This window comes from Vibrio sp. ZF 223, assembly GCF_003050585.1.
In the GTDB taxonomy this organism is placed as follows: Bacteria; Pseudomonadota; Gammaproteobacteria; order Enterobacterales; family Vibrionaceae; genus Vibrio; species Vibrio crassostreae.
Genome location: NZ_PIGB01000002.1, coordinates 492024 through 515004 on the forward strand (window position 1 = coordinate 492024; position 22981 = coordinate 515004).

Genomic DNA, 22981 nt, shown 5'->3' on the forward strand with positions numbered 1-22981 from the left:
CACTGGGCTCTAGGGATTTACAACAAAATGTGATGACGCCCTGCATCTACTGAGGCGAGAGCACCGATAATCAAATCTGCAATCTCAGATTTACTTATCGTTAAGGCCATCTAGGAAGCGTTCAGCATCCAGTGCAGCCATACAACCTGTACCAGCAGAAGTGATTGCTTGGCGATAGTTGTGGTCCATTACATCACCCGCAGCGAATACGCCAGGGATGCTGGTTTGTGTCGCGTTACCTTCAAGACCAGACTGAACGATGATGTAGTCATCTTTCATATCAACTTGGCCTTTGAAGATTTCAGTGTTCGGTTGGTGACCGATAGCAATGAACGCGCCCATTACTTCGATATCTTCTGTCTTATCAGACTGAGTATCTTTAATACGAACGCCCGTTACGCCCATGTCGTCGCCTAGAACTTCGTCTAGCGTGCGGTCAGTGTGAAGAACAATGTTGCCGTTCTCTACTTTGTCCATTAAACGCTTAACTAGAATCTTTTCAGCGCGGAACGTGTCACGACGGTGAACTAGGTGAACTTCAGACGCAATGTTAGACAGGTAAAGTGCTTCTTCAACAGCCGTGTTACCACCACCCACAACCGCTACTTTTTGATTGCGGTAGAAGAAACCATCACACGTTGCACAAGCAGATACGCCGCGGCCTTTGAATGCTTCTTCAGAATCTAAACCTAGGTACTTAGCCGATGCGCCTGTTGAGATGATCAACGCATCACACGTGTACTCGCCAGAATCGCCTTTAAGACGGAAAGGGCGGTTTGAAAGGTCGACTTCGTTAATGTGGTCGAACAGGATCTCTGTTTCAAAGCGCTCTGCGTGCTCTTTCATGCGATCCATTAGAGCTGGACCCGTTAAACCTTCAGCATCACCTGGCCAGTTTTCCACTTCTGTTGTGGTTGTAAGCTGACCACCTTGCTGCATACCCGTAACAAGTACTGGGTTTAGGTTTGCACGAGCAGCGTAAACTGCAGCTGTATAGCCAGCAGGGCCAGAACCAAGAATCAATAAATTACAGTGCTTTACGTCGCTCATGAGGACTCCGAAATTGAAATTGTTTTTATTTATAATCGCTTAGGATTGTATGGAAAATATGGAGGCAATAAAAGGTTAAACAAGGGGAGAAGTGTAATTAATCGTTATACGTTAGAACTTAATCGAGACAAACGTTTTCGTGGCTGAAATCGATGTTGCAAATGTACCTATTATAAATTATCGTAAACTAGTTTACTAAGTTGCAATCAGCTAGGATGGGAAAAGTGATTTTTGAAGAACGTATTTGTATTGAAGCATCACCTCAAGACATATATTCGCTATATGTCGATGTAGAAAACTGGAATCAATGGGATAAAGAAGTGGTCTACTCTCGGCTACTGGGGGTATTCGAGGTTGGTGTGAAAGGTATTATAAAGCCGACCAATGGACCTAAATCAAAGATAGTAATTACGGATGCTACACCAAATAAGAGCTTTACTGTCATGAGCAAACTGCCATTCTGCCTTCTATCATTTGAGCACCAGTTACAGGTTAAAGGAGAAATAACGGAAGTAACTCATAGAGTTAAGTTTTCGGGGTTAACCAGTTTTTTGTTTGGGAAAGTCGTGGGTAAGAAAATTTATGATGGACTACCGTCTACTCTTGAAGGATTAAAAAAAAGGGCAGAGAACAATGTTTAAGCATGAGCTCCCATCGGACAGCGTAGGGCTACAGCTCTGGGTCGCTTACAATAAATGGCATTCAGAGGTAATGAAACTCCTTAAGCCGCTAAACATCAACCATACTCAGTTCGTTATACTCGCTTCAATACTATGGTGTAACAAGAACAAAAACGAAACCACGCAAACAGAAGTAGTCAATATTACAGGCTTGGATAAGATGACATTATCAAAGTCGATGAAAGCGCTGGTTGCGACTAATCTTATCTCTAAAGATAAAGGTGTTAGAGATTCACGTAGCTTTTCTCTGAGACTCACGGAAACTGGGGAAGCTCTAGCAATAAACGCAATAGCGCAGGTGGAAGAGTTAGACCAACTATATTTCGAAAGCTTAAAGGGCGAAAAAGGACGATTTATTTCTTTGTTAGCAGGCCTTCAAGTTCCTTGAATTAAAACTCACTTTTGGACAAAAGTGTGTTACGTAAAAGTGAGCATTAGTCATCCATGAATAACCACTGGTATGGCAAAGTTTGTTATTCGTTTTCCGAGGTTCAGTCAACTTAGTAAGTAATAACATGCATCCAGCCGACTTAGTATTCAGTAGGGAGCAGCTCTCGATATAAAACCTTGTTCTCCACTTGATTTACATCTTCGCTTTCTTGTTGAGCATAGAAAAGGGGAGGAATTGAATACGATCATTATATGTGCAGCTGCAAAGAATGTTCTCCCCATCAGCCGTTAATCTAAAGAGATCAATATGCTTTTGTGAAGGGGAGGTGTTAATGCTTGAATCGTTCTATAAAAGTTTGATGAAAGCGGTTAAGTAGCTTTGTATTCACTAAAGCACGGTTTTTTGGAAAGCGACTCGAGGCTCAACCTTGCCATAGTGTCTTTGAAAGGGGAGTCGTGTAAGGCAGTGGTGAGGATGTCGTGCTCTTCTGCTGAAAGCAAACTAGCGTGCCTGAATAGAACGTAATCTAATGCTATGTGTAGGTACAATGTTGAGAAGTCAGGCTTAAGCAAATCATGATTGTTATTCAACTGCCCGATAAGTGCTTTAACGCTTCTTTGAATACCTTCCTTTCCCCTAATCGTTAGCACGTTTTGCTCAGCTTCGAAGCGGCTCAGTGCTGCGCACCGAAATGCCACTTCCATCAGCGTTTTACTCATTCCCAATAACGACATGCGTTGAGTGTCGCTAGCCTTGGTCGCTGCTAGTTTTTCAGTTGGGTAAGCTTGCATGAGAAATTCACAGATCGTTAAACTCTCTGTTAGTGCAACCTCATCACTGGTTTCTAGAACCGGAATGGTACTGAATGGATTGATTGTGACCAATGTGTTGGGCGTTTGCCACGGGTCGATCCATTCAAGAACTATTGGAGCATCACACAGATAGGCCGTGGCTAACACTGCTCTGGAGAATGGAGAGGTGTCGTTTAAATACAGTTTCATGAGCGATTCCTTTGCTAAGAATTTATTTGAGCAGTGTTTAATGTCTGCTGTTTAGTTGATGTAAACACAATGCAGAGTATCGATAAGATGAGTGCACTCGCGCTGATCATAAATAGGATGTTATAGCTGGTGAGTTGCGGGGCATAATGAGCCATAACAAAACCAACGGCGCCTTGAGAGATAGCAAAAGCCATTGTCATTGCTCCCCAAGATTTCGTATGGAGCTGTGTCCCAACGATTTCTAAGGTATAGGTTGATACCAGTGTTACGGTGCCTGGAGTAAACATACCGACCAATAAAGATGAAGCAAAAAGTGCTGTTTCACTGGTGCTTAATAGCGGAAGAGCAACCCCGACAGCTTTACAAAAAAATGCAGCTAATAGTGCTTTTTTAAGTCCAAACTTATCACCTAGTATACCGGTTACTATTGGCCCAATCGCTGCTCCGATACCAAAAACAGCCCAGTAAAAACCACCGCTCGCAAAACTCATTTGTAGCTCTCGAACAATATAGTCGACCCAAAAAAGAGTATGAGGTAAATAACCAATAGCGTTAAAGGTATAGGCTAAAAGTACGCAGCTAACACTGATGCGCTCATTCTTAGATAAGGCATCAAACGTCGATGGACTTGTATCGCAATGGTTTGGCTTAACCTCAAGAGCCCACGCGTTCCAAGTCAGGACTGTTGCGAGGAAAGCTATCGCCCCCATACCTAACCATGCACTTTCAACACTTTGGTAGATAAGCAAAGGTATGATAGTTCCTGAAATCATGGCACCTAGACCAATTCCTGAAAATACGACGCCACTGATTCTTGCTTTCATCTCTTGCGGGTGAAGGCTAGTGATCACTGGTGGTGCTAGTACCATGAGTACGGCTCCCGATACACCCGCAATCGTTCTAAGTGTTAAAAACCATTCAAAGGGGGCAGATTTTAAGGCACAACCAAGATAACTAAAGCTACTTAATAACAAAGAAGCACGTATGAGTGTGCCTATTGAATAATATCTTTGTAAAAAGCTCGAAGCAGGAGCTCCGAAGATATAGCCAACCAGTGTCGCAGCGCCAAGTATGGAAGCATCTTCGCTTGAGAACCACCCACTTTGAATGAGCACAGGCATTAACGCTATGTAAGCAAAACGACCAATGCCGTTACCAACTAATGTTGCTGCGAGCCCAGCGAAGGTGCTGCGGTTTAAGAGTTTAACTTGTGACATATTGTTCACCTTCACTTTGGGTACAAGACAACTGTTTAAACAACGCATTGACAGCTCTACCTGCGTCGACGATTGCCGTAGAATTAACACCAGGCCTAGGTACTATGAAGGTGTAAAATTTATTTCCCTCTGTAGGCATACCCAATGCCCAAATGTTATTTTGTTCCATACCGTAGGCATCGATCACATTCATGTTCGATGTTACATCAATACCACCTGGATGGTAGTCACCATTGAAGTACAGTCTTGTATATTGCTTATCTAAAAGGTTTTCCCAGAGTGGTGTGCCATCGTCCTTTGGGCTGTGCATCGACACCTTGGCATGAATTCTTATGTCGGCTTGCTCTCGTAGTTCAGGCCATACCGTTGACTTGAGAGTGATCGAATTAGTACTCGAACAACTCATTACTTCTGGCGAGGGGCCAAGGTTTAACTTTAGTACACCACTTTTTAGCAACGCGACCATCTCTTCTATTCTTTCTTTTGGTGGACCTACAGCGATTCTATTCATCAAAGGAATAAACACAGAATCAACCCAACGATGTGACTCTTCGGTAAGGCCTTTAAAGTCGATAACATCTCTAATGATGTCTCTTAAGTCACGTAACACATCGCTAGCAGATTTTATTGGGCTACTTATGTTTCCTTTTTGGGCTTCTGTAATGTCTGCTTCAAGGTAATCTATCAGCCAAGTAATATAGACTGCTGGAGACTGAAACGCATAGCTTGGAACTGGTGCTGCGAGTATCTCCCAACTAAACCTATCTCCAATCGGAATTGTTTCGGTAACTAGAATTTCCTGTTCATTCGGGTGTGAGTAGAGAAACTGATTACAGAATTTTTGTGCAGCTATTAGTCCTTGCTTTTGGCTTAGGTAGCTTTCGTAGTACGCATACTCCATGTCTTTTATAAGTAAAGGCAGTACATCTTTTATAAAATTGATGGCCCCTTGTTCTCTAAATGTTGCTACCTTTAAAGGTGTTAGGAACTTAGCATGGTACTGTTCAGATGCTCCTTTTTGATTTTCTGCTCTACTGGACAAAGGTAGACCAGTACGAGAATACGCTATGATCTGGGGCTCGTTCCCTGAAGGTGAGTATTCAAGGCTACCCCCCTGAGTACGGATGAACTTTCCGCCACGTCCAATAGACAGCTCTGACAGAATGTCGCTCGCCGTCAATCCAAGACCTTGGAGAGCGACAGTTTGATTTGAAGATATATATTTTAGTTTTTCTTTTACTGGGTATGGATTGGATATTTCTTGTGCGGTGTCAGGTTTGATATATTTGGCTTTCGTATGCCCTGTAGTTAAGTAAAGGTATTCAACATTGGTGAGAGTGTTTCGGTCATCTCGTAAATTCCAGGAATAGTCATCCAACTTATCGATATCAATAACTTCATAAGGTGAATAGTTTATTATGATATGTGAAGGGGAGGCATCAACAAGGTAGTGAAATACCCAATTCAGATACTCACCAAAAAGAGAACGAGAATAGTATTCGTTCGGCAATATTGTTTTAGGACTCAACTCATCTTGTGGCCTTTCACACAACCACTGGTAAAAAGTAGGCCCTGAAATCACATTTCTAGCTTCACTAACACTCTCGTCGGCGAACATCGTAATTTGAGAACTCACCGTATTTACGAGTAAATGATTCGGTTGCTTGACATCATGACATCCAGAGCCTGGGAGGTTTGGGTCAAAGATTTTGATATCTAATGGTTGGTGGGGGGTATCCATTGAGAGGGCGATTATACGCTCTAACACGCTTAATCCACGAGGGCCAATACCAATGATGCCAACTGTACGGTTTTTCATAGAGAGCCTTTATAATTTTTATTTTATTTTATTTTATTTTATTTTATTTGCCAGCATTGCGAGTTAACTAGCGCGTAACATCAATCTAACATTTGGCACTAAGCTCTCTCAATAGAGTTATTACTCTAACCTTTAAAGGTTTGATGATGATTTACATTCTTTGTAAGTGTCAGATTGGTCGTTTACATCTTCAATCTTTTCTTAATTGTGGGAGGGGAGTCATTAAATGTGATCGTTACAAGTGCCACTGGATGTTCAGCGACAAAGAATATTCCCCCATCAATCGATTATCTAAAGAGGTCGTTGGGCTTTTTATGAGGGGGAGTGTTAACTAATACTCAACTTGAATCTGTGTATTGGTCATCATCGCGATTAGCCGGTTTGCCTATGCAAGATAACTAAAATCAATTTGATTTGAGGCGTATACTCTCACGATCTACATTCGGATAACTTTTGGTAGGGCAAACCCTATGAACAGGATGTGAATGAATAGAAGCACTAAATAGTAATGGGGCACAAACGTGTTAGAGAAGAGCATCTGACGCTTGTAAACATGTACCATTTGTCTCGAAGCTACATCCATTTCCGTAGTGGATTTCAAATGCTTTGTACTTCTGCTTCCAAAATTATCCCTGTAACGTCCCACTTCAAACACTCTCTAGACTAAAAGAGTGATCAACTTGGTTCTTTAAAAGAAGTAAACCATTTGGGGCGGCCGAGTTCCCCCCGAACTCGACCTGTTCCAGACGCGCAAGCAAAGGCGTTTGGTTTCTGGCGTACTCATAAATTAACCAATTTCAGTTTGTTGTGTAAATGATCAATAGCTTGCCAACTGATAGGTAGGTCGTATTTCGTTGTGCAAAAGTATAGAAATGAATGATGGTGAATGTAATGCCTGAACTCATGCAAGGAGGCTGGCGTATTGAAGCGAAAGGGCTGACACAATATGAAACACCACTTGCTAGTTAATAATATCGTTAAATTTAAATTTTCAGGGATTTATAACTAGCTAGTGGAGTGTGCTAGTTTTAAGAGTTGGTCATCTTTTATTCTGGTGTAATACACTGCTTTTGAATTTAAAGTTGGATTTAGTATCTGAATTATTAAATCTGACGGGATAAATGATTGTTTAATGTTGATTTGGCAAGATCTTCAAGTATCCTTTATGTAAACAAAACGTTAAATGTCGAAAGTTAATTAACAATCATTAAGGAGTCGATGATGTTACATGCTCACGAAAATACCCTACATATTACCCACCTCAGTAACCACGCAGTTGAGGAGTTGTCACCGTCATTCTCTAAGCTTCCAAGCACAGAGCATGCGGATGGTCAGTTTCGATTGAGAAGGTACTCGGTGGTTCAATTCAGTAATGGACAAGTCGTAGAGCTAGACAAACATAACTTTGTTCAGTCTGAAGACATTAATCACTTTCAAGGTGACGTTGTTCGCCAATTCGAGCCAATTGAAGCACCAATCTTAAGCAGCGAAGGCATGCAAGAGATGTGTGAACTGTTTATTGAAACCAATGGGCTTGAAGACGGACAAGAAATCGAAATCCACCAAATCCGTATCGCTGCCATTTTTGAAGAGACACAGGTTGCGCCAGAAGGTGTTCACCAAGACGGCTTCGACCACATCGCTTTAATTGGTGTTAACCGTCATAACATTGTGGGTGGCGAAATCATGCTGTACCAAGATTCCCATGAAGCGCCATTCTTTAGAAAAGTGCTTGAAGACGGTGAAGTCGCAATGTTGGCCGATAGCAAGCTTTGGCACAACGCACAGCCGATTCGTACCATAGACCACGATGAGATGGGCTACATGGATGTGTTTGTTCTAACGGCTAAGGATGCGCGTAATGTCCTTCACTCTTAATAATGTGCGCCAGCAGTTTAGCGCGCTAGGCCAATACCATAACGGTAAGCCGGTGACCTTTTTTGATGGGCCGGGTGGCTCTCAGGTTCCTGAAAATGTTTTAGCATCCATGACGGAATACCTAGGGCACTTTAATTCAAACCTAGGCGGTCATTACTTTTCTAGCCAAAAGACTACAAGCTTAATGCAGCAAGCGAGAGAAGCGGCACAAGCGCTACTCAATGCTGAGTCTTCTGGCAACGTTGTGTTCGGTGCGAATATGACGTCATTGACCTTCCAACTGAGCCGAGCGATCAGTCGCGATTGGAAAGAGGGCGATGAAGTTATCGTCACTGCTTTAGATCATTATTCGAACGTGTCGAGCTGGCAGCAAGCGGCAGACGACAAGGGTGCGATTGTTCGACAAGTTCGTGTCGACGAGTCGGATTGCAGCCTAGACATAGCGCATTTTGAATCGCTGCTTAACGAGAAAACCAAGCTTGTCGCGGTGACGTTTGCTTCGAACACCACGGGTTCGATTGTTGATATGGCGAAAATTATTGAGCTTGCACATCAGCATGGTGCGCAGGTTTATGTTGATGCTGTGCATTACGCTCCTCATCACTTGATCGATGTTCAACAACTGAATTGTGACTTCTTAGCGTGTTCGGCTTATAAGTTCTTCGGCCCGCATGTAGGTATTGCTTACATTGCACCTCAATGGCTGCATACGTTAAAGCCATACAAGGTAGAGCCTGCCACTAACATTGGCCCAGGCCGATTTGAAACGGGTACGCAAAGCTTTGAAGGCCTTGCCGGTGTAATTGCGGCGGTTGATTACTTGGCGCAGTTTGGTGAGCCAACAGATTCACTGCGTTCTCGTTTAGAGCAAAGCTACGCGCTTTATAACAAGCATGAAAGCCAGCTTAGTGAGTACTTCCTTAAACGCTTGTCTGATCTCGAAGGGGCAAAGCTTTACGGGAAAACAGAGTTTGACTCGAATCTAAGAACGCCAACATTTGCCATCACCTTTGATAATCACTCTCCAGAGTTTATCGCTAAGAAGCTGGGCGAGCATAATATCTGTGTGTGGAATGGACACTTCTACGCGCTAGGTTTGGTGAAGCAGCTGGGTATCGAAGAGCAGGGCGTGGTGCGTATTGGTTGTATGCATTACAACTCGATTGAAGAGATCGACTTGCTGTTCAATGTGCTTGAAGGGATCTTGCGAAGCCATTAGCAAGCAGTCACTAGCACTTAATAGCTAAAGAATTAGAAAAGAGCATACTTCTCTCATGAACATTGAGTAGGAAGTATGCTCTTTTTCGTTTCACAGCGCTTATTACTTATTTACGTAACGCCAGTGATTCGATTAAGACCGCTTTTAATCAAGACAGCTGCTCAACAATAGCTACACCCACTGCGTGTGCGCTGGTTGGGTTCTGACCTGTAATGACTCGCTCATCAACAATCACAAGCTCTTGCCAAGGTTGAACCTTGTTGAAACGTGCTGCGCTACGAGCAAGCGACTCTTCCAGTAGGAATGGAATGTCGTTGATCGTACCAAAGTCGATCTCTTCTTCACGTGTAAAGCCAGTCACCGATTTAGAGCTTAGTAGCTTCTCGCCGTTGCTCAGAACAATCGGAAGCAGCGCCGCAGGGCCGTGACATACTGCCGCGACAATACCACCATCTTCATAATGCTTTGCTGCGATGCTAGCGAACTGTTCATTTGTTGCTAAATCTGAAAGCAAACCGAATCCACCTGGGTAGAAGATAGCATCGTAGCTTTCAGTATTGATTTGGCTTACTGGAATCGTATTGTTGATGCGGTTCTGGAAGTCATCATCCGCCAAGATATCAGCGTTAACCACATCTCCTTCAATATCCGTTCCGTAGAGTGGGGCTTTGCCACCATTGATAGAAGCGATGTCGTATTCGAATCCAGCAGCCATGATCTCTTTCAGAGCGTGGGTTAGTTCTGGAGCGTAAGTACCGTTCGCTTGGTCTGTATCGCCAAGTGTTGCGTGGTTAGTTACTGGAATTAGTATTTTTTTCATGATTCATCCCTTTGAGCTGCTGTTTTTTTATTTAGAAACGATGCCTGTAATTAGATGCTGACGCTTTTCGTTAAGCGCTAGGTATCGTGTTGTTACTTAGCTATCGCCGTCTTGTTGTATCTAATACTAGTTCCAAACCAATTAGGTGATAATATACTAAACAGGCAAAACATTGTTGCTATATAGCAAAGATAAGATACGGGTAGATTAAGTATGGACAGCTTTGAAGGTATTAATGAGTTTGTTGCGGTAGCCGAGTGTCACGGCTTTTCTGCAGCAGCAAAACAGTTGGGTTGCAGTACTAGTCATGTCAGTCGCCAAGTTTCAAGGTTGGAAGAGAGAGTTGGCGTGGCGTTGCTTGCGCGTTCAACACGGATGGTGAGCCTGACCGAATCGGGTCATACCTATTATCAGCAGTGCAAAGACTTGGTCATTGGGCTGCAACAAGCGAATGAACAAGTCACGTCTCAACAAACTCAGCTTAGCGGTACATTACGTGTTAGTGCTGCGGGTGCATTTGCAGAAAATCATGTTGCGACAGCGCTGATGGAATTTGCCAAAGATCATCCTGAACTCACCATAGAAATGAACTTCAATACTAAGATGGTGAACTTTATCGAAGATGGTATCGACTTTGCCATTCGTTATGGTCGATTAGACGATTCAGGGCTGGTGGCAAGAAAGTTGGTCGATCGTCCAATGGCGGCTGCAGCCAGTAAAGACTATATAAAGCAATTTGGTTCGCCTACTCATCCAGAGCAGTTGAAAATGCATAGCTGTATTATCGCTAACAGTGATCAGTGGTTATTTGAGAAAGAGGGAAAATCGTTAAATGCAGTACGAGTACATGGGCGCTGGCGCAGTAACAATTCGAGCGCAGTACTCAAAGCATGTGAAGAGGGACTTGGGATTGTTTATCTTCCTAAAAGTAGTTTCAATGGCGGTCTGACTAATGGAAAGCTGGTCCCGGTGCTTGAAGAATATTGGGGAGCAGGAACCAGCAGTTGGGTCGTATACCAAAACCGTCGTTTTTTACCCCAAAGAGCACGACTGGCGATCGACTTCTTAGTCGCATACTTTTCGGATTGGAATGAATAAGCGACAAGGTTTCAAGCTGGCAGCCAACAAGACAGAAGTTAATACTGAACGGGATTTGAAAAGAGTCGTGATTAACTCTAGCTACGCACTTTAAAGCCGAAAACAGAAAAGTTAATGCTTACATAGATATACGTTATCTTTTTTTGTTTTTTGACGCGCGTAATAGGATTGAGATGCTTGTCTACTTTTGATAACTCGTGTTAGTGATTGAATTGTAGAGAAGCCCGCAACAGTACGATATACTAGATACCATATTAATGTCCCTAACGCGTGAAAGATTCTGTGGAAGCGTTGGCAGGATGTGTTGTTATGCTCCAGTTTATGAAGTGTAGCGAGAGTGCGGAGTTGGCAATGTCTTCAATAAATTTCGAATCCACGTACGGTGTGATAACTATTCAAGATATGAATGTAGTTAGTGTTGACGCTAACTATGCTCGCATCTATGGATACCAATCGCCCGAAGAACTACTTTCTAATATCGATAGCTTTCTAGATTTAATCTCAGAAGATTGCCATGTTCTAGCCTATCAAAATTACCTTGAAACGGTGAGTGGTCAACGAGACCCTCAGGTTCATACCTATACCAATGTTGATCGTAACGGCAGAGAGTTCACCGTGTTTTCTATCGACCATGTGACGGAGTGGCAGGGAAGGCCTGCACTGCAAGTCACGGTTATCGATCTTTCCCCTGCGATTCAGCTGCAAAATGCGGTGCGTGAGCAAGATAAGATGTATCACGACATGATCATGCAATCAGGGCAGGGAATCTTGGTTCACCGAGATTTTAAACCTTTGATGGTCAATCAATCGTGGGTCAAATTACAAGGTGGATCGTCCATAGAGCAAGTATTAGCGCTGGATTCGATCCTTGAGTTGGTACCCAAGCAGAACACTGATGGCATCAATAAGCACTATCATGCGCTTATGTCTGGTGAGTTGTCTGGAACGAGCACTGTGGTCGAAAACATTGGGTTTGACGGTGTGCATCGATTTTTCAATATTTACGACAATGCGATTACGTGGAAAGGTCAGCCTGCGGTTCAGGTTGTGCTCGAAGATGTGACGCAAAAGGTGATGTTGGAAAAGCAGTTGGTTCACCAAGCTAATTACGATGAAATGACGGATTTGCTCAATCGTAGGGCTATTTATGAATGGCTAAGAGAGCATATTATCTCTGAAAATTACCTTGTGTGTATGTTGTTGGATATCGATGATTTTAAGTCGATTAATGACACTTACGGTCATATGGTCGGTGATGAGGTCATTTGTGCTTTGGCTAATATTGCCAAGCGCAATGCCGATAGAGTGGGTGGAGTCGCAGGCCGTTGGGGTGGTGAAGAGTTCATTATCTTTATCCCAAATGCGTCTCTTGAACTAGCATACGAGGTGTCAGAAGAGATTCGCCAACAGTTCCATCACGTTGAGTTCAAAATTGATGAACAGGTTCGATTTAATTCGAGTGTCAGTATCGGAATCAGTGATAGTCGAGCTTGTGAAGACGGTGTCACTATTGACGCACTCGTGAATTTAACCGATCAGTCTCTCTATCGCGCGAAAGCCAATGGCAAGAATTGTGTCGACGGAGATGTGGTTGCGCTCTAGTATTTGTACGTTGCTTTATTAAAGCTGATCGTCTCATCTGAAATGAAAAATGCCCTGAAGCTAAAGCGTCAGGGCATTTTTGTATCTCACTTGTGATGGCGCTCAGCTGATTAAGCAGAAACCTCAACTTCGTAAGAACCGAATTTACGGATGTTAATCACACCAGTATCCAAGATAAGGTATTGGCCTTTAATGCCTTGAAGTACACCGGTCACCTCAGGGTTCTTATCAAAGTTGTGCGATACAATCTTCACAGGGTGCTGTTCAACGGGGTAGCTCAATGAAGTGATGTTCTCACTTAGAATTTCGATCGCATCGTCACCAAATTTTGCTCTGATCTCTTGGATTTTATCCTCAACCAGTGGTAGCAGCTCTTTTGCTTTCTCTACCAATTCCATATCGTCGCCGTCGCCTTTTAGCAGCGTGCGCCAGTTGGTTTTATCGGCGATGTGTTTTGCTAATTCAACTTCGATAAGGCCAGAAATCTGACGCGTTTTTACCTTTAAGATTGGTAGGCCTTGAGTCGCACCTTGATCAATCCAACGGGTAGGGATCTGTGTATGACGAGTGATACCTACTTTTAGGCTTGATGTATTTGATAGGTAAACGAAGTGATCAACCATGCAGTTCTCTTCACCCCATTGAGGCTCACGACATGTGCCTTCATCGTAGTGGCAAGTCTCCGGTTTCATGATGCACATATCGCAGCTGGCTAGCTTTTTCATGCACACAAAGCAGTGGCCTTGAGAGTAGCTCTTCTTGGTTTTCTTGCCACACGAGCAGCAAAAAATATTGCCCGTGTGAGTGAGGTTGATGGTTTTACCAATCAGAGGGTTTAGTTCTACAAACTCTTCGCCTACAGGCAAACGGTAGGTTACCGCACCATCAAGGGAAGCACTCATCTTCTTGAGTGTTCCTTTCGCTAATAAAGACATGACATTACTCGTTGTATTTTGATTATTATTTCGTCGACTCGAATGCTCTGTAAGCAGCCTGTTCGGTTAACGATGATTATGCGATGAGTATAACAAATGGAGCCTATTTTTATACGCAATAATACTTGATTCTCGGCGTAAATAATCAGCATGAAATGTAAGCATAAAAATATAGTATGACATTTTGTTCAGGCGTGATATAACGTTTTTTAGTGAATTATTGGTATTAAGCTCACTAATTCACGTAACTTATTTTATATCGTAAAATCCCAACTCTAGGGATATAAGCCGGAAGCTTAGACGTGAAGTGGATCCATAAGATTGTTATCTTTCTAGTTATCGCAACACTTGCCATTGTGCAGTATTACCGTGTGAGCGGAAATCGTGTGATAACGGCAATTACGCCAGATAAATATGAGTTTATCGCGACCAGCGATCAAGTTGACAGGGGTGTCAGTACCTCTCAATTATCCTATGAAAATGGCCAATATGTTCTTAACTGTGAGCTAAAGGAATCAGAGTATCCTTGGCCTTACTGCGGCTTATCGATTCGTATCGATCCAGATATAACCACAGGTCTTGACCTTTCCCAGTATCACACTTTTAGAGTGAACATCGATTACCATGCTGAGGCTGACTCAAGCGGCCGTTTGAGAACCTACCTACGTAACTATAACCCTGCTTATTCAGTTCCGGATAACGAGTACACACATAAGTACAACGGGATGGAGTTTTCTCCGGGCGTTGATGGTGGTGTGATTGAGATTCCGATCAAAAACCTGCAAGTAATGACATGGTGGTTAGCTGATAACGACATTGCGCTAGAGCACTCAGCACCCGAGTATTCGAATGTGAATATGGTTGAGTTTGCTACCGCATCTGGTGCGAAGCTTGGCCATCATAGAATCGTTATCCGTAGCATCGAGTTTGAAGGCTCTTACATCACAGGCGAGAGCTTGTTCCTTATTTTACTGTTTGTTTGGGTCGGAACCGGCACGGTGTTCTTGCTTTCTGAATTAAACAGTTCAAGAAAGCGTATGCTGATTGCCGAAAAAAGACACCATCACCTTAAGAACGTCAACCGAGCACTGAGAGAGCAAAACTTTGAATTCTCTGAAATGGCACACCGTGATGAGTTGACCGGAATACTAAACCGACACGCGATTCGTGATTGGCTAAAAATGCAGTCTCAGCAGGTTAAGCAGGGGCATGGAAAGCTAAGTATGTTGTATCTCGATATTGACTACTTCAAGAGCGTGAATGACAAATACGGACACCAAATGGGTGACCATATTTTACGCGAGTTTAGCATGGTGGTCGGCAGTTCGATCAGCGCTACCGACAAGTTGGTGAGGTGGGGTGGTGAAGAGTTTATTGTTTTTTGCCCGGAGACTGATCTTGGCGAAGCACAAAGAAAGGCTGAGAAAATCCGACTCTTAGTTAGCCAGCACCTTTGGGTTCATGGCGATCCACTGACATGCAGTATTGGTATCGCTGAGATGAAACAAGAGCGAGTGACAGAGACCATTGCTCGCGCTGATGAAGCTTTATATCAAGCTAAGCATTCAGGTCGAAATCAGGTGATCTTGAGTCACTAATCTGAAAATTGTTTTGATTAGTTTATAAGCCACGCGTGCATATGTGACGTGTGGCGTTTTTATGGCTGCTAGATGAGTTTACCCTCTAGAGCCTTTGTTAGTTTGTTTGGAAAATGTACAAAAATGATTTCCCTGTTCTTTAAATGCTTGCTGGGTGCAGCGGCGGTTTTGTTGATTGCGCTATTGTCGAAGAGTAAGAGCTTCTACATCTCTGGTTTAGTGCCGCTGTTTCCGACCTTTGCTCTGATTGCTCACTACATTGTCGGCACGGAACAAACCATGGTGGAGTTACGCACCACAGCCTTGTTTGGCTTATTTTCGCTTGTGCCATACGCGGCTTATCTTGGCGCTGTGTATGTGTTTAGTTATCGATACAATTTGGTGTCGACACTCTCGTTAGCGACCTTAGTGTGGGTATTGTGTGCTTCGATGTTGCTGCTAGGTTGGACGCGCTTGGTGCCAAGTGTGGCGTGAGAACCAGGTCTTAGAGCGGTAATGATAGGTTGATGGCGAGCTGATACAAAAAAGGTGGCGAAGAGCCACCAAAAGGGAAAAGCGTTTTATTGTTTTTTTGGATGCCCGCTCAGTGATAGCTTCAAGTAACAGAAAGCTTCACACTGAGCGGGCATTTTTGTACTGGTTGAGCCGGGGGAACTGCAACCAGTCTAGGGGAGCACGGCCTATAAGGCGTTATCCTTACCAGAAAATCCAAGCGAACAGTGTCAGAACTAGGATACAAACTAGGTTCAACACCATACCGATTCGCATCATCTCTTTTTGCTTGATGTGGCCTGAGCCAAACACGATTGCGTTAGGTGGTGTTGCTACTGGCAGCATGAAGGCACAAGATGCAGCAACCGCAATCAGTGCAGACAAGATAACCGGCGACATACCCAGCGCTTCAGCAATGGTCGCAAATACAGGGACAAGCAATGCCGCGCTCGCTGTGTTACTTGCGAATTCAGTTAGGAATACGACGAACGCTACTACCGCTAGAATCGTTAGCAGTACGCCTGCTGTTTCTAAGAAACCGCTTAGAGAGTGTGCTAGGAATACACTGGTTCCGGTTGCTTTAAGAATGTTACTTAAACAGATACCGCCACCGAATAGGATTAATACGCCCCAATCCGTTGTCTTCTCAACATCTTTCCATTCGACTGCTCTAGAAGCGCCAAGCAATACAATCGCGCCAATCGCAACCAAGCTATCAAACTTCGAGAAGCCACCGATCATTGCATTGATTGGCTTACCGAATATCCAAAGCGTTACCGTTAAAAGGAAGATAGACAGTGTAATTTTCTTGCTGTTTGTCCACTCAACTGGAGCATGGTCTAGCTCGAATTTATGGTCAAGCTTTGGCTTAGTCATCACGTAAAGAATAATCATCGCGATTGGCAGTAAGATCATTGAGATTGGTAGGCCAAGTGCCATCCACTCTGTGAAGCTCAAGCCAACTTCTGCCGCTGCAATTGCGTTTGGTGGGCTACCAACTAAGGTTGCGATACCACCGATTGAAGCACAGTAAGCGATACCCAGCAGTACGAACACGTAGGTGTTGCGGTCTTCACTTTGGTCGACTTTGTTCATGATGCCAAGAACAAGAGGAAGCATCATTGCAGTGGTGGCCGTGTTTGAGATCCACATGGATAGACCCGCACTCACACCGAACAACATGAACACAGCGACCGACATTCTGCCTTTTGCTATCAGCAGTACTTTGTCAGCAATTGCTTTGTCTAGCTCTTGCTTGTTCAGTGCGGCTGCCAATGCAAAACCACCCATGAATAAGAAGATGATTGGGTTCGAAAAGTTAGCTAGCGCTGCGGGCGTGTTGAATACACCAAACAAGACAGCCAATAGGGGAACGAGCAAAGCGGTGATGCTGACGTGAATCGCTTCTGTTAACCATAGAATGGCAACGAACACGAGAATACTTAAACCTGTATTCACTTGTGCTTCGAATGGCAGGGTATTAAGCAAAACTGCAAATAGCGTGAAATTACCAATTAATATCATGCTGTTGCGGGTAAACAACCAGTGTTTCAGTGTAGTAACAAGTGCCGTCATAAGGCGCTCCTTTTGTTTATCCTCGTTTTATTGGTGCACTACTTCGTTGAGTCGTGCTTATTATTTTCGAGGTATATAGCTTGATGTAGGGTCAGACTTTGTTGGAAGAATGTTACTCAAGTTAATAAAGGAGTGTTGGTGTGTTTTTGCTTAACAACGGGGAAGTGTGAGGCAACAAATTCAAAATGTGTAGTTTTCTACACATCGGTCTCTGTTGGGCCTGCAATCGGGCTTGCTGTAGGGTCTACATCAGGGTTTATAGTGGGGTCAGTAATAGGATTTGGAATCGGAAATGATTCCGGTTTTGGACTGGGTTGAATCGGCTCTTTAGGTCCAAGGAACTTTGGCGTTGTCCCCATAATATACAGATCAAGGAATGCTTTTGTACGCGCAAACACTTCTCGTAAGCGTATTGAGGTTCCGGAATGGTGGGTTGGACCTGAAACCGCTAAACACTGCGCATGAATATCGTAAGAATTGGCGATGAATAGTGCTCTTTCACAGTGGAACTTCTGGGTGATGATCAGAAAGTTATCGGTATCGAATATCTTTTTGGCGCGAACAATCGAGTCTAAGGTTCTGAAACCAGCATAATCTAGATTGATACGTTCATCGGGGACGCCAGCTTTCAACAAGTCGCGTTTCATCGTCCACGGCTCATTGTAAGAGCGATGAGCGTTATCGCCACTTAACAGAAACTGGTCGACTTTTTCACGGTCGAAGAGCTCAATCGCGGCTTCGATTCGGTGCTTATAATAATCGTTGAGTGTACGACCCAAATATTTGCTCGTGCCAAGCACAACAGCGACCTCAAGCTCGGGCACTTCATCAATATCGTAGATGATGCGATCTTCCGCTTGCCATGAAACCCAATAATCGATCGCAATAACCGCAGCGCTGCCTACTAAGAACACGAGGAAAGCGCCAAACAGAAAACCTTGCAGTTTTTTGTAAGCTTTATTTAAGTAGCTACGGATAATGTGAGAATCAAATTTCACTCTCGGTATGGTCCTTTGACTGAGCATTAATTTTTGAGTGCTCGATAATACCAAATAAAAATGAGAAAAATCAGTTAAAAAGACAAGACAGTGTAAAGAAAAAAGCCCCTGCAATGGCAGAGGCTCATATAAGAGTCGTTAACGCTCTTTATTCCAAGCGCAGTACGCTTTATTCAAAGTACAGCACGCTTTATTAGAATGCCGTGCGCTTGTAGCGACGGTAAACTGGCTGCCAGAAGTGCTGGTCAATCGCTTGTTGCAGTGCTTCTTCAGTGATCTCTAGAGCAACGCCCTGTTCAATCGCCTTCTTACCAACAGCAAGAGCAATCTTCTTCGATACCGTGTGGATTTCTTCTAATGGCGGAAGTAGAGCGCCTGTGCCATTGATTGCTAGTGGAGAACACGTTGCAAGTGCACGGCTTGATTCCATTAGCATTTCGTCAGTGATGCGTGAAGCATTCACAGCTAATACACCAAGGCCAATACCTGGGAAGATGTAGCTGTTGTTACACTGAGCGATTGGGTAAGTCGTGCCATTGTGAACTACTGGCTCAAATGGGCTACCTGTCGCAACAAGTGCTTGGCCATCAGTCCAACGAATAATGTCGTTTGGTGTCGCTTCAACACGGCTTGTTGGGTTAGACAGTGGGAACACGATAGGACGTTCACAGTGCAGGTTCATCTCTTTGATGACTTCTTTGCTGAATAGACCTGGAGCACCAGATACACCAACCAATACGGTTGGCTTCGCGTGGCGAACAACGTCCAGTAGAGAGAAACCAGTGCCGTCGCTTTCCCAGTCTTTAGTGTTTTCGTTGGTTTGAACAAGACGCTGTTGGAAATCAAGTAGGTTTTGCATGCCTTCCTGTAGCAGACCCCAACGGTCAACCATGTAAACTTGAGAGCGAGCTTGTGCATCGCTGATACCTTCAGACACCATTTGAGCAATGATAGCTTCAGCAATACCACAACCTGCAGAACCCGCACCTAAGAAGGTAATACGCTGATCTGACAGTTTGCTGTTTGCTGCTTTACATGCTGCAAGTAGAGAGCCAACCGTTACGGCAGCTGTGCCTTGGATGTCATCGTTGAAACAACAGATGCGATCTTTGTAACGCTCAAGCAGTGGCATTGCGTTCTTTTGTGCGAAATCCTCGAACTGAACTAATGCATCAGGCCAACGGCGTTGAACCGCTTGGATGAACTCTTCAACGAATGCATCGTAGTCAGCACCTGTGATACGAGGGTGACGCCAGCCCATGTACATTGGGTCAGCAAGACGTTGAGGGTTGTTGGTACCCACATCGAGCACGATTGGTAGCATGTAAGCTGGGCTAATGCCACCACACGCTGTGTAAAGTGCTAGCTTACCAATTGGAATACCCATGCCACCGATGCCTTGGTCTCCCAAACCAAGAATGCGCTCACCATCCGTAACCACGATAACTTTAACGTTGTGGTTTGTCGCATTATTCAGTAGATCATCGATACGATCGCGGTTCGGGTATGAAATAAACAGGCCACGACCACGACGGTAAATATTTGAGAAGTTCTCACATGCTGCGCCAACCGTTGGCGTGTAAATGATAGGCATCATTTCAGAGATGTGGTTTTGAACTAAACGATAAAAAAGCGTTTCATTAGTGTCTTGGATGTTACGAAGGTAGATATGCTTATCCATATCACTTTCGAAGTTACAATATTGTTTGTATGCACGTCCTACTTGCTCTTGGATTGTTTCGGTTGTTTCCGGTAACAAACCTTCAAGGTTGAAAGAACTACGCTCTTCAGCAGAGAATGCGCTGCCTTTGTTTAGAAGAGGGGTACTTAGTAGAGCAGGACCAGCATAAGGGATATATAGAGGGCGTTTATCGTTGTTCATTGGATGCCTAATATGGGAGAAAGGGTAACTGAAAAATGATAACGGTTTAGTTATTCAATTGTAAATAGTTTCTCCACGATCTGAGCAAACAAAATGATATTCTTACCTCTGCCCCACACTTATCGAATTTCAACACGATAATTCGTTATACTTTGCTCACACTTTTTCGCGACGCTCCCTTTTTATGTCATTACTTCCCATCGATGCTTATCAAAATGTATTTCACCAACAAATCGTTAATTCTCACCTTGTAGTAGAGGCTGAAACCGGATCAGGTAAATCTACGCGGTTGCCAATTTGGGCTTCCCAACATGGGCGAGTTCTGGTGGTTGAACCAAGACGCATCGCGTGTACTTCACTGGCTAAATATCTCGCACAACAATCGGGCGAGAAGCTTGGTAGCAAAGTGGGCTATGCGATTAAGCTCGAATCGGAATATAACGAGCAAACTGACGTTGTTTTTGTTACGCCCGGTATCGCGCTGCGTTGGTTATCAGAAGATGGACTCGCTGGCTTTGATGTAGTTGTGGTGGATGAGTTTCACGAGAGGCGCTGGGATATCGACTTGCTGGTGGCGATTCTGAAACAAAAAGCGAGTCATCGTTTAGTGATCACATCAGCAACCATTGAGGGTGAGCGCCTTGCTCAGTATTTGGATGCGAATCGCATAAGCTGTGAAGGGCGTACTTATCAAGTGGAGATTGAGCACCGAGCGAATGAATCCAGAACACTGCCTGATAGTCGACATCTAGAACAGAGCATCGCGGAAGAAGTGAATCATCAACTGATTGCTTCACATGGCGATATGTTGGTTTTTCTGCCGGGTAAAAAAGAGATCGTGCAATGTGAACAAGCTTTAGCGAAAAATCCAGATATCCAAGTCGTTAAATTGCATGCGTCGGTCAGTGACAAGGAGCGAGATTTAGCGTTATCGGGTCGGAATACCAATATTGAAGGTGATGGTCTGAGAAAGGTCATCCTTGCTACAAACGTTGCGGAAACCTCATTAACCATTCCTGATATTGGCGTGGTGATAGATTCAGGATTGGAAAGACGCACCGTTCAACGCAACGGCAGAACCACCTTAATGTTGAAATCCATATCACGCGCTAGTGCCAAACAACGCGCGGGTCGTGCGGGTAGGGTAATGGACGGCGTTTGTGTCCGTTTGTATGGCGAACACGCAGCGTTAGAATTGGTTACGCCTCCTGAATTGCAGCGTGAAGAGCTGACCGAACCTATGTTGGCGGCGGCATGTTGTGGTGCGACTCTTGATAGTTTATCTTTCCTCGACCCTATTCCTGAGAAGTCGCTAAATAGCGCAACTCAAATCTTGCTGACGATGGAAGCGATCAATATTGATGGTCAAGTTATGGAGCACGGCAAGAAGCTGTATCCACTGCCGATTGACGCTTTGTATGCAGACATTGTAACTCGCATCAAAACCAAAGCACTCAAAGAAGCGATGGTCGATCTCACAGCGGCGTTGTCTGTGCCTGCTCGCTTGTATCAATTACCGAACAGTGCAGAACATCTGGAAGCACTGGCGCAACAAGAGAAGGAAGGGTGTGATTTAAGCCTGTTGATTCAAATTGTGCGTGGTCGCGAATATCCGCATTTAGAGATAAACCTACAGGCACTGAATGAAGCTCAAGGTCTAGCTAAGCAAATGCGTGAGGTATTTGAACTTCCTCAGCTAGAAGTCGCGTCACGTTTTCAACGCATTGAACTACTTAAGACTATTGTGGATCTTCATCCTGAACTGGTGTTTGTGTGCCGGCTGAAAAGGAAAGAGGCCTTTGCTAATGGAGTGTTAGAGGTGGTACTTGGTCGCCAGAACCGTTTCCCGGACAATGCACAAGCTATGTTGGTGCTAGACACCCACAGCTTGCCGGGAAGAGGGGTTAAGCAAACACTGACCTTAGCGACGGTCACTGCACCTATTCCTCTTGAGCTTATAGTTGATGCTGAGTTAGGAGATTGGGAGCAAGGTGAAACCGTTGTGAATGATGATGGCGTCTTTACCGAGATGGCGTTGATGTACGCAGGCCGCACGATTACAACCAAGCTTGTCGCGGCTGAAGGGCAACTATCATTAAAGCCTATCGTCGATCTCGTGGTAAGTGGTGCTCAACTTCCTGGTTTTGCAAAGGTTCGCACTCAAGAGATTAAGCATTGGCAGCTGTATGTGAAACTCGGTCTCGATGAGCAAACACAATACACACCAGAAATTGAGAACATTAACTTTGAGCTATGGTTTATAGAGCAGCTTGAAGTGTTAGGGGTTACTGATGTCAGCGAATTGGAAATGTTTGACCACTCAGACATACCGTTCGATGGCATTCCAACTTGGCTCTATTCAGAATTTTCGGAAAAATACCCGTTTGCATTGAGCCTTGCCGACTTGCAACTCGATGTAGAATACTTGCCCGCGAGAAAGCTGATTTACGTTCACTATCAATCGGGTAGTCGAAAGTTATCGCCAAAACGTTGGGAGCTGCCGACATGGTCAGGCTGGCGCATTCAGTACAAAAAAGCGAGCCGAATAATTGATATCAAATAGATGGATAAGTTTTATCTCTAAAATATTAATCAAATAGGTGCATATATGATTTTTCAGTGCTTATTTTGTTACAAGTTTGATTTTTATATGCCTTTTTAACCAATCAAAAGGTCATAAAAGACTATTCTTCTATATCCTATTGCTATAAAGAAAGAGTTGATAG

The 22981-nt window shown here is 44.0% G+C and carries 18 protein-coding genes; 9 read left to right on the forward strand and 9 right to left on the reverse strand.

Features of this window, described 5'->3' with window-relative positions; all coding sequences use genetic code 11:
• Window positions 1–90: 90 nt before the first annotated feature.
• Window positions 91–1050, reverse strand: coding sequence for a thioredoxin-disulfide reductase (gene trxB, locus CWO13_RS06850; RefSeq protein ID WP_004733400.1), 960 nt, complete (start codon window positions 1048–1050; stop codon window positions 91–93).
• 215 nt (window positions 1051–1265) lie between these two features.
• Between trxB and CWO13_RS06855 the strand changes: the two genes are divergently transcribed.
• Together CWO13_RS06855 and CWO13_RS06860 are read left to right on the forward strand one after the other, a co-directional pair.
• Entirely contained in the window at window positions 1266–1691 is a 426-nt protein-coding gene (locus CWO13_RS06855) for an SRPBCC family protein (protein WP_240493330.1), read from the forward strand.
• A complete protein-coding gene (locus tag CWO13_RS06860; protein WP_017107991.1) occupies window positions 1684–2118 on the forward strand; it encodes a MarR family winged helix-turn-helix transcriptional regulator in 435 nt (144 codons plus the stop codon). Before CWO13_RS06855 ends, CWO13_RS06860 begins: the two co-directional genes overlap by 8 nt.
• A gap of 371 nt (window positions 2119–2489) precedes the next feature.
• Here CWO13_RS06860 and CWO13_RS06865 read toward each other — a convergent pair whose 3' ends face one another.
• Genes CWO13_RS06865 through CWO13_RS06875 form a run of 3 tightly spaced genes read right to left on the reverse strand, consistent with a single transcriptional unit; the run spans window position 2490 to window position 6158 of the window.
• Window positions 2490–3122: a glutathione S-transferase family protein gene (locus CWO13_RS06865; protein ID WP_102432327.1), complete on the reverse strand. Its 633-nt coding sequence runs from the start codon at window positions 3120–3122 to the stop codon at window positions 2490–2492.
• A gap of 14 nt (window positions 3123–3136) precedes the next feature.
• On the reverse strand, window positions 3137–4339 hold the full coding sequence (locus CWO13_RS06870) for a YbfB/YjiJ family MFS transporter (RefSeq protein WP_102432326.1): 1203 nt from the start codon (window positions 4337–4339) through the stop codon (window positions 3137–3139).
• A complete protein-coding gene (locus tag CWO13_RS06875; RefSeq protein ID WP_108082668.1) occupies window positions 4326–6158 on the reverse strand; it encodes an FAD/NAD(P)-binding protein in 1833 nt (610 codons plus the stop codon). Before CWO13_RS06875 ends, CWO13_RS06870 begins: the two co-directional genes overlap by 14 nt.
• Window positions 6159–7379: 1221 nt before the next feature.
• On the opposite strand from CWO13_RS06875, the gene CWO13_RS06880 reads away from it, so the two are divergent.
• Complete coding sequence (locus CWO13_RS06880; protein WP_029405418.1) at window positions 7380–8036, forward strand: 2OG-Fe dioxygenase family protein; 657 nt, start codon at window positions 7380–7382, stop codon at window positions 8034–8036.
• Window positions 8020–9255: a cysteine desulfurase-like protein gene (locus CWO13_RS06885; protein ID WP_108082669.1), complete on the forward strand. Its 1236-nt coding sequence runs from the start codon at window positions 8020–8022 to the stop codon at window positions 9253–9255. Before CWO13_RS06880 ends, CWO13_RS06885 begins: the two co-directional genes overlap by 17 nt.
• A 148-nt stretch (window positions 9256–9403) precedes the next feature.
• Here the strand turns inward: CWO13_RS06885 and CWO13_RS06890 are convergent, their stop codons facing one another.
• Window positions 9404–10075, reverse strand: coding sequence for a type 1 glutamine amidotransferase domain-containing protein (locus CWO13_RS06890; protein ID WP_048669269.1), 672 nt, complete (start codon window positions 10073–10075; stop codon window positions 9404–9406).
• Between the two features lie 213 nt (window positions 10076–10288).
• Between CWO13_RS06890 and CWO13_RS06895 the strand changes: the two genes are divergently transcribed.
• Both CWO13_RS06895 and CWO13_RS06900 read left to right on the forward strand, forming a co-directional pair.
• On the forward strand, window positions 10289–11173 hold the full coding sequence (locus CWO13_RS06895) for a LysR family transcriptional regulator (protein WP_107898982.1): 885 nt from the start codon (window positions 10289–10291) through the stop codon (window positions 11171–11173).
• A gap of 309 nt (window positions 11174–11482) precedes the next feature.
• The gene (locus tag CWO13_RS06900) at window positions 11483–12775 is read left to right on the forward strand and encodes a sensor domain-containing diguanylate cyclase (protein ID WP_108082670.1); all 1293 of its coding nucleotides are present in this window, start codon (window positions 11483–11485) and stop codon (window positions 12773–12775) included.
• A gap of 110 nt (window positions 12776–12885) precedes the next feature.
• On the opposite strand, the gene CWO13_RS06905 is transcribed toward CWO13_RS06900, so the two are convergent.
• A complete protein-coding gene (locus CWO13_RS06905) occupies window positions 12886–13710 on the reverse strand; it encodes a DUF2797 domain-containing protein (RefSeq protein ID WP_017063586.1) in 825 nt (274 codons plus the stop codon).
• Between the two features lie 302 nt (window positions 13711–14012).
• Here CWO13_RS06905 and CWO13_RS06910 point away from each other — a divergent pair, with 302 nt between their 5' ends.
• The gene (locus tag CWO13_RS06910; protein WP_048659547.1) at window positions 14013–15308 is read left to right on the forward strand and encodes a GGDEF domain-containing protein; all 1296 of its coding nucleotides are present in this window, start codon (window positions 14013–14015) and stop codon (window positions 15306–15308) included.
• Window positions 15309–15431: 123 nt separating this feature from the next.
• Complete coding sequence (locus tag CWO13_RS06915; protein WP_048663603.1) at window positions 15432–15782, forward strand: GlpM family protein; 351 nt, start codon at window positions 15432–15434, stop codon at window positions 15780–15782.
• A 222-nt stretch (window positions 15783–16004) separates the two neighbouring features.
• Here the strand turns inward: CWO13_RS06915 and CWO13_RS06920 are convergent, their stop codons facing one another.
• From CWO13_RS06920 to CWO13_RS06930, 3 genes are all read right to left on the reverse strand, one after another.
• Window positions 16005–17375, reverse strand: coding sequence for an SLC13 family permease (locus tag CWO13_RS06920; protein WP_048607137.1), 1371 nt, complete (start codon window positions 17373–17375; stop codon window positions 16005–16007).
• Between the two features lie 197 nt (window positions 17376–17572).
• The gene (locus CWO13_RS06925; protein WP_055319824.1) at window positions 17573–18373 is read right to left on the reverse strand and encodes a SanA/YdcF family protein; all 801 of its coding nucleotides are present in this window, start codon (window positions 18371–18373) and stop codon (window positions 17573–17575) included.
• Between the two features lie 193 nt (window positions 18374–18566).
• A complete protein-coding gene (locus CWO13_RS06930) occupies window positions 18567–20255 on the reverse strand; it encodes an NAD-dependent malic enzyme (RefSeq protein ID WP_019821850.1) in 1689 nt (562 codons plus the stop codon).
• Window positions 20256–20439: 184 nt separating this feature from the next.
• Here CWO13_RS06930 and CWO13_RS06935 point away from each other — a divergent pair, with 184 nt between their 5' ends.
• Complete coding sequence (locus CWO13_RS06935) at window positions 20440–22818, forward strand: helicase-related protein (RefSeq protein WP_108082671.1); 2379 nt, start codon at window positions 20440–20442, stop codon at window positions 22816–22818.
• Window positions 22819–22981 lie beyond the last annotated feature (163 nt).

Excerpts from the sequence above, each read along its gene's own strand:
- CWO13_RS06875 (WP_108082668.1), bottom strand. The coding sequence starts at position 6,158 with ATGAAAAACCGTACAGTTGGCATCATTGGTATTGGCCCTCGTGGATTA.
- CWO13_RS06855 (WP_240493330.1), top strand. The coding sequence starts at position 1,266 with ATGGGAAAAGTGATTTTTGAAGAACGTATTTGTATTGAAGCATCACCT.
- CWO13_RS06920 (WP_048607137.1), bottom strand. The coding sequence starts at position 17,375 with ATGACGGCACTTGTTACTACACTGAAACACTGGTTGTTTACCCGCAAC.
- CWO13_RS06865 (WP_102432327.1), bottom strand. The coding sequence starts at position 3,122 with ATGAAACTGTATTTAAACGACACCTCTCCATTCTCCAGAGCAGTGTTA.
- CWO13_RS06890 (WP_048669269.1), bottom strand. The coding sequence starts at position 10,075 with ATGAAAAAAATACTAATTCCAGTAACTAACCACGCAACACTTGGCGAT.
- CWO13_RS06880 (WP_029405418.1), top strand. The coding sequence starts at position 7,380 with ATGTTACATGCTCACGAAAATACCCTACATATTACCCACCTCAGTAAC.
- CWO13_RS06870 (WP_102432326.1), bottom strand. The coding sequence starts at position 4,339 with ATGTCACAAGTTAAACTCTTAAACCGCAGCACCTTCGCTGGGCTCGCA.
- CWO13_RS06895 (WP_107898982.1), top strand. The coding sequence starts at position 10,289 with ATGGACAGCTTTGAAGGTATTAATGAGTTTGTTGCGGTAGCCGAGTGT.
- trxB (WP_004733400.1), bottom strand. The coding sequence starts at position 1,050 with ATGAGCGACGTAAAGCACTGTAATTTATTGATTCTTGGTTCTGGCCCT.
- CWO13_RS06915 (WP_048663603.1), top strand. The coding sequence starts at position 15,432 with ATGATTTCCCTGTTCTTTAAATGCTTGCTGGGTGCAGCGGCGGTTTTG.
- CWO13_RS06905 (WP_017063586.1), bottom strand. The coding sequence starts at position 13,710 with ATGTCTTTATTAGCGAAAGGAACACTCAAGAAGATGAGTGCTTCCCTT.
- CWO13_RS06885 (WP_108082669.1), top strand. The coding sequence starts at position 8,020 with ATGTCCTTCACTCTTAATAATGTGCGCCAGCAGTTTAGCGCGCTAGGC.
- CWO13_RS06900 (WP_108082670.1), top strand. The coding sequence starts at position 11,483 with ATGCTCCAGTTTATGAAGTGTAGCGAGAGTGCGGAGTTGGCAATGTCT.
- CWO13_RS06860 (WP_017107991.1), top strand. The coding sequence starts at position 1,684 with ATGTTTAAGCATGAGCTCCCATCGGACAGCGTAGGGCTACAGCTCTGG.
- CWO13_RS06935 (WP_108082671.1), top strand. The coding sequence starts at position 20,440 with ATGTCATTACTTCCCATCGATGCTTATCAAAATGTATTTCACCAACAA.
- CWO13_RS06930 (WP_019821850.1), bottom strand. The coding sequence starts at position 20,255 with ATGAACAACGATAAACGCCCTCTATATATCCCTTATGCTGGTCCTGCT.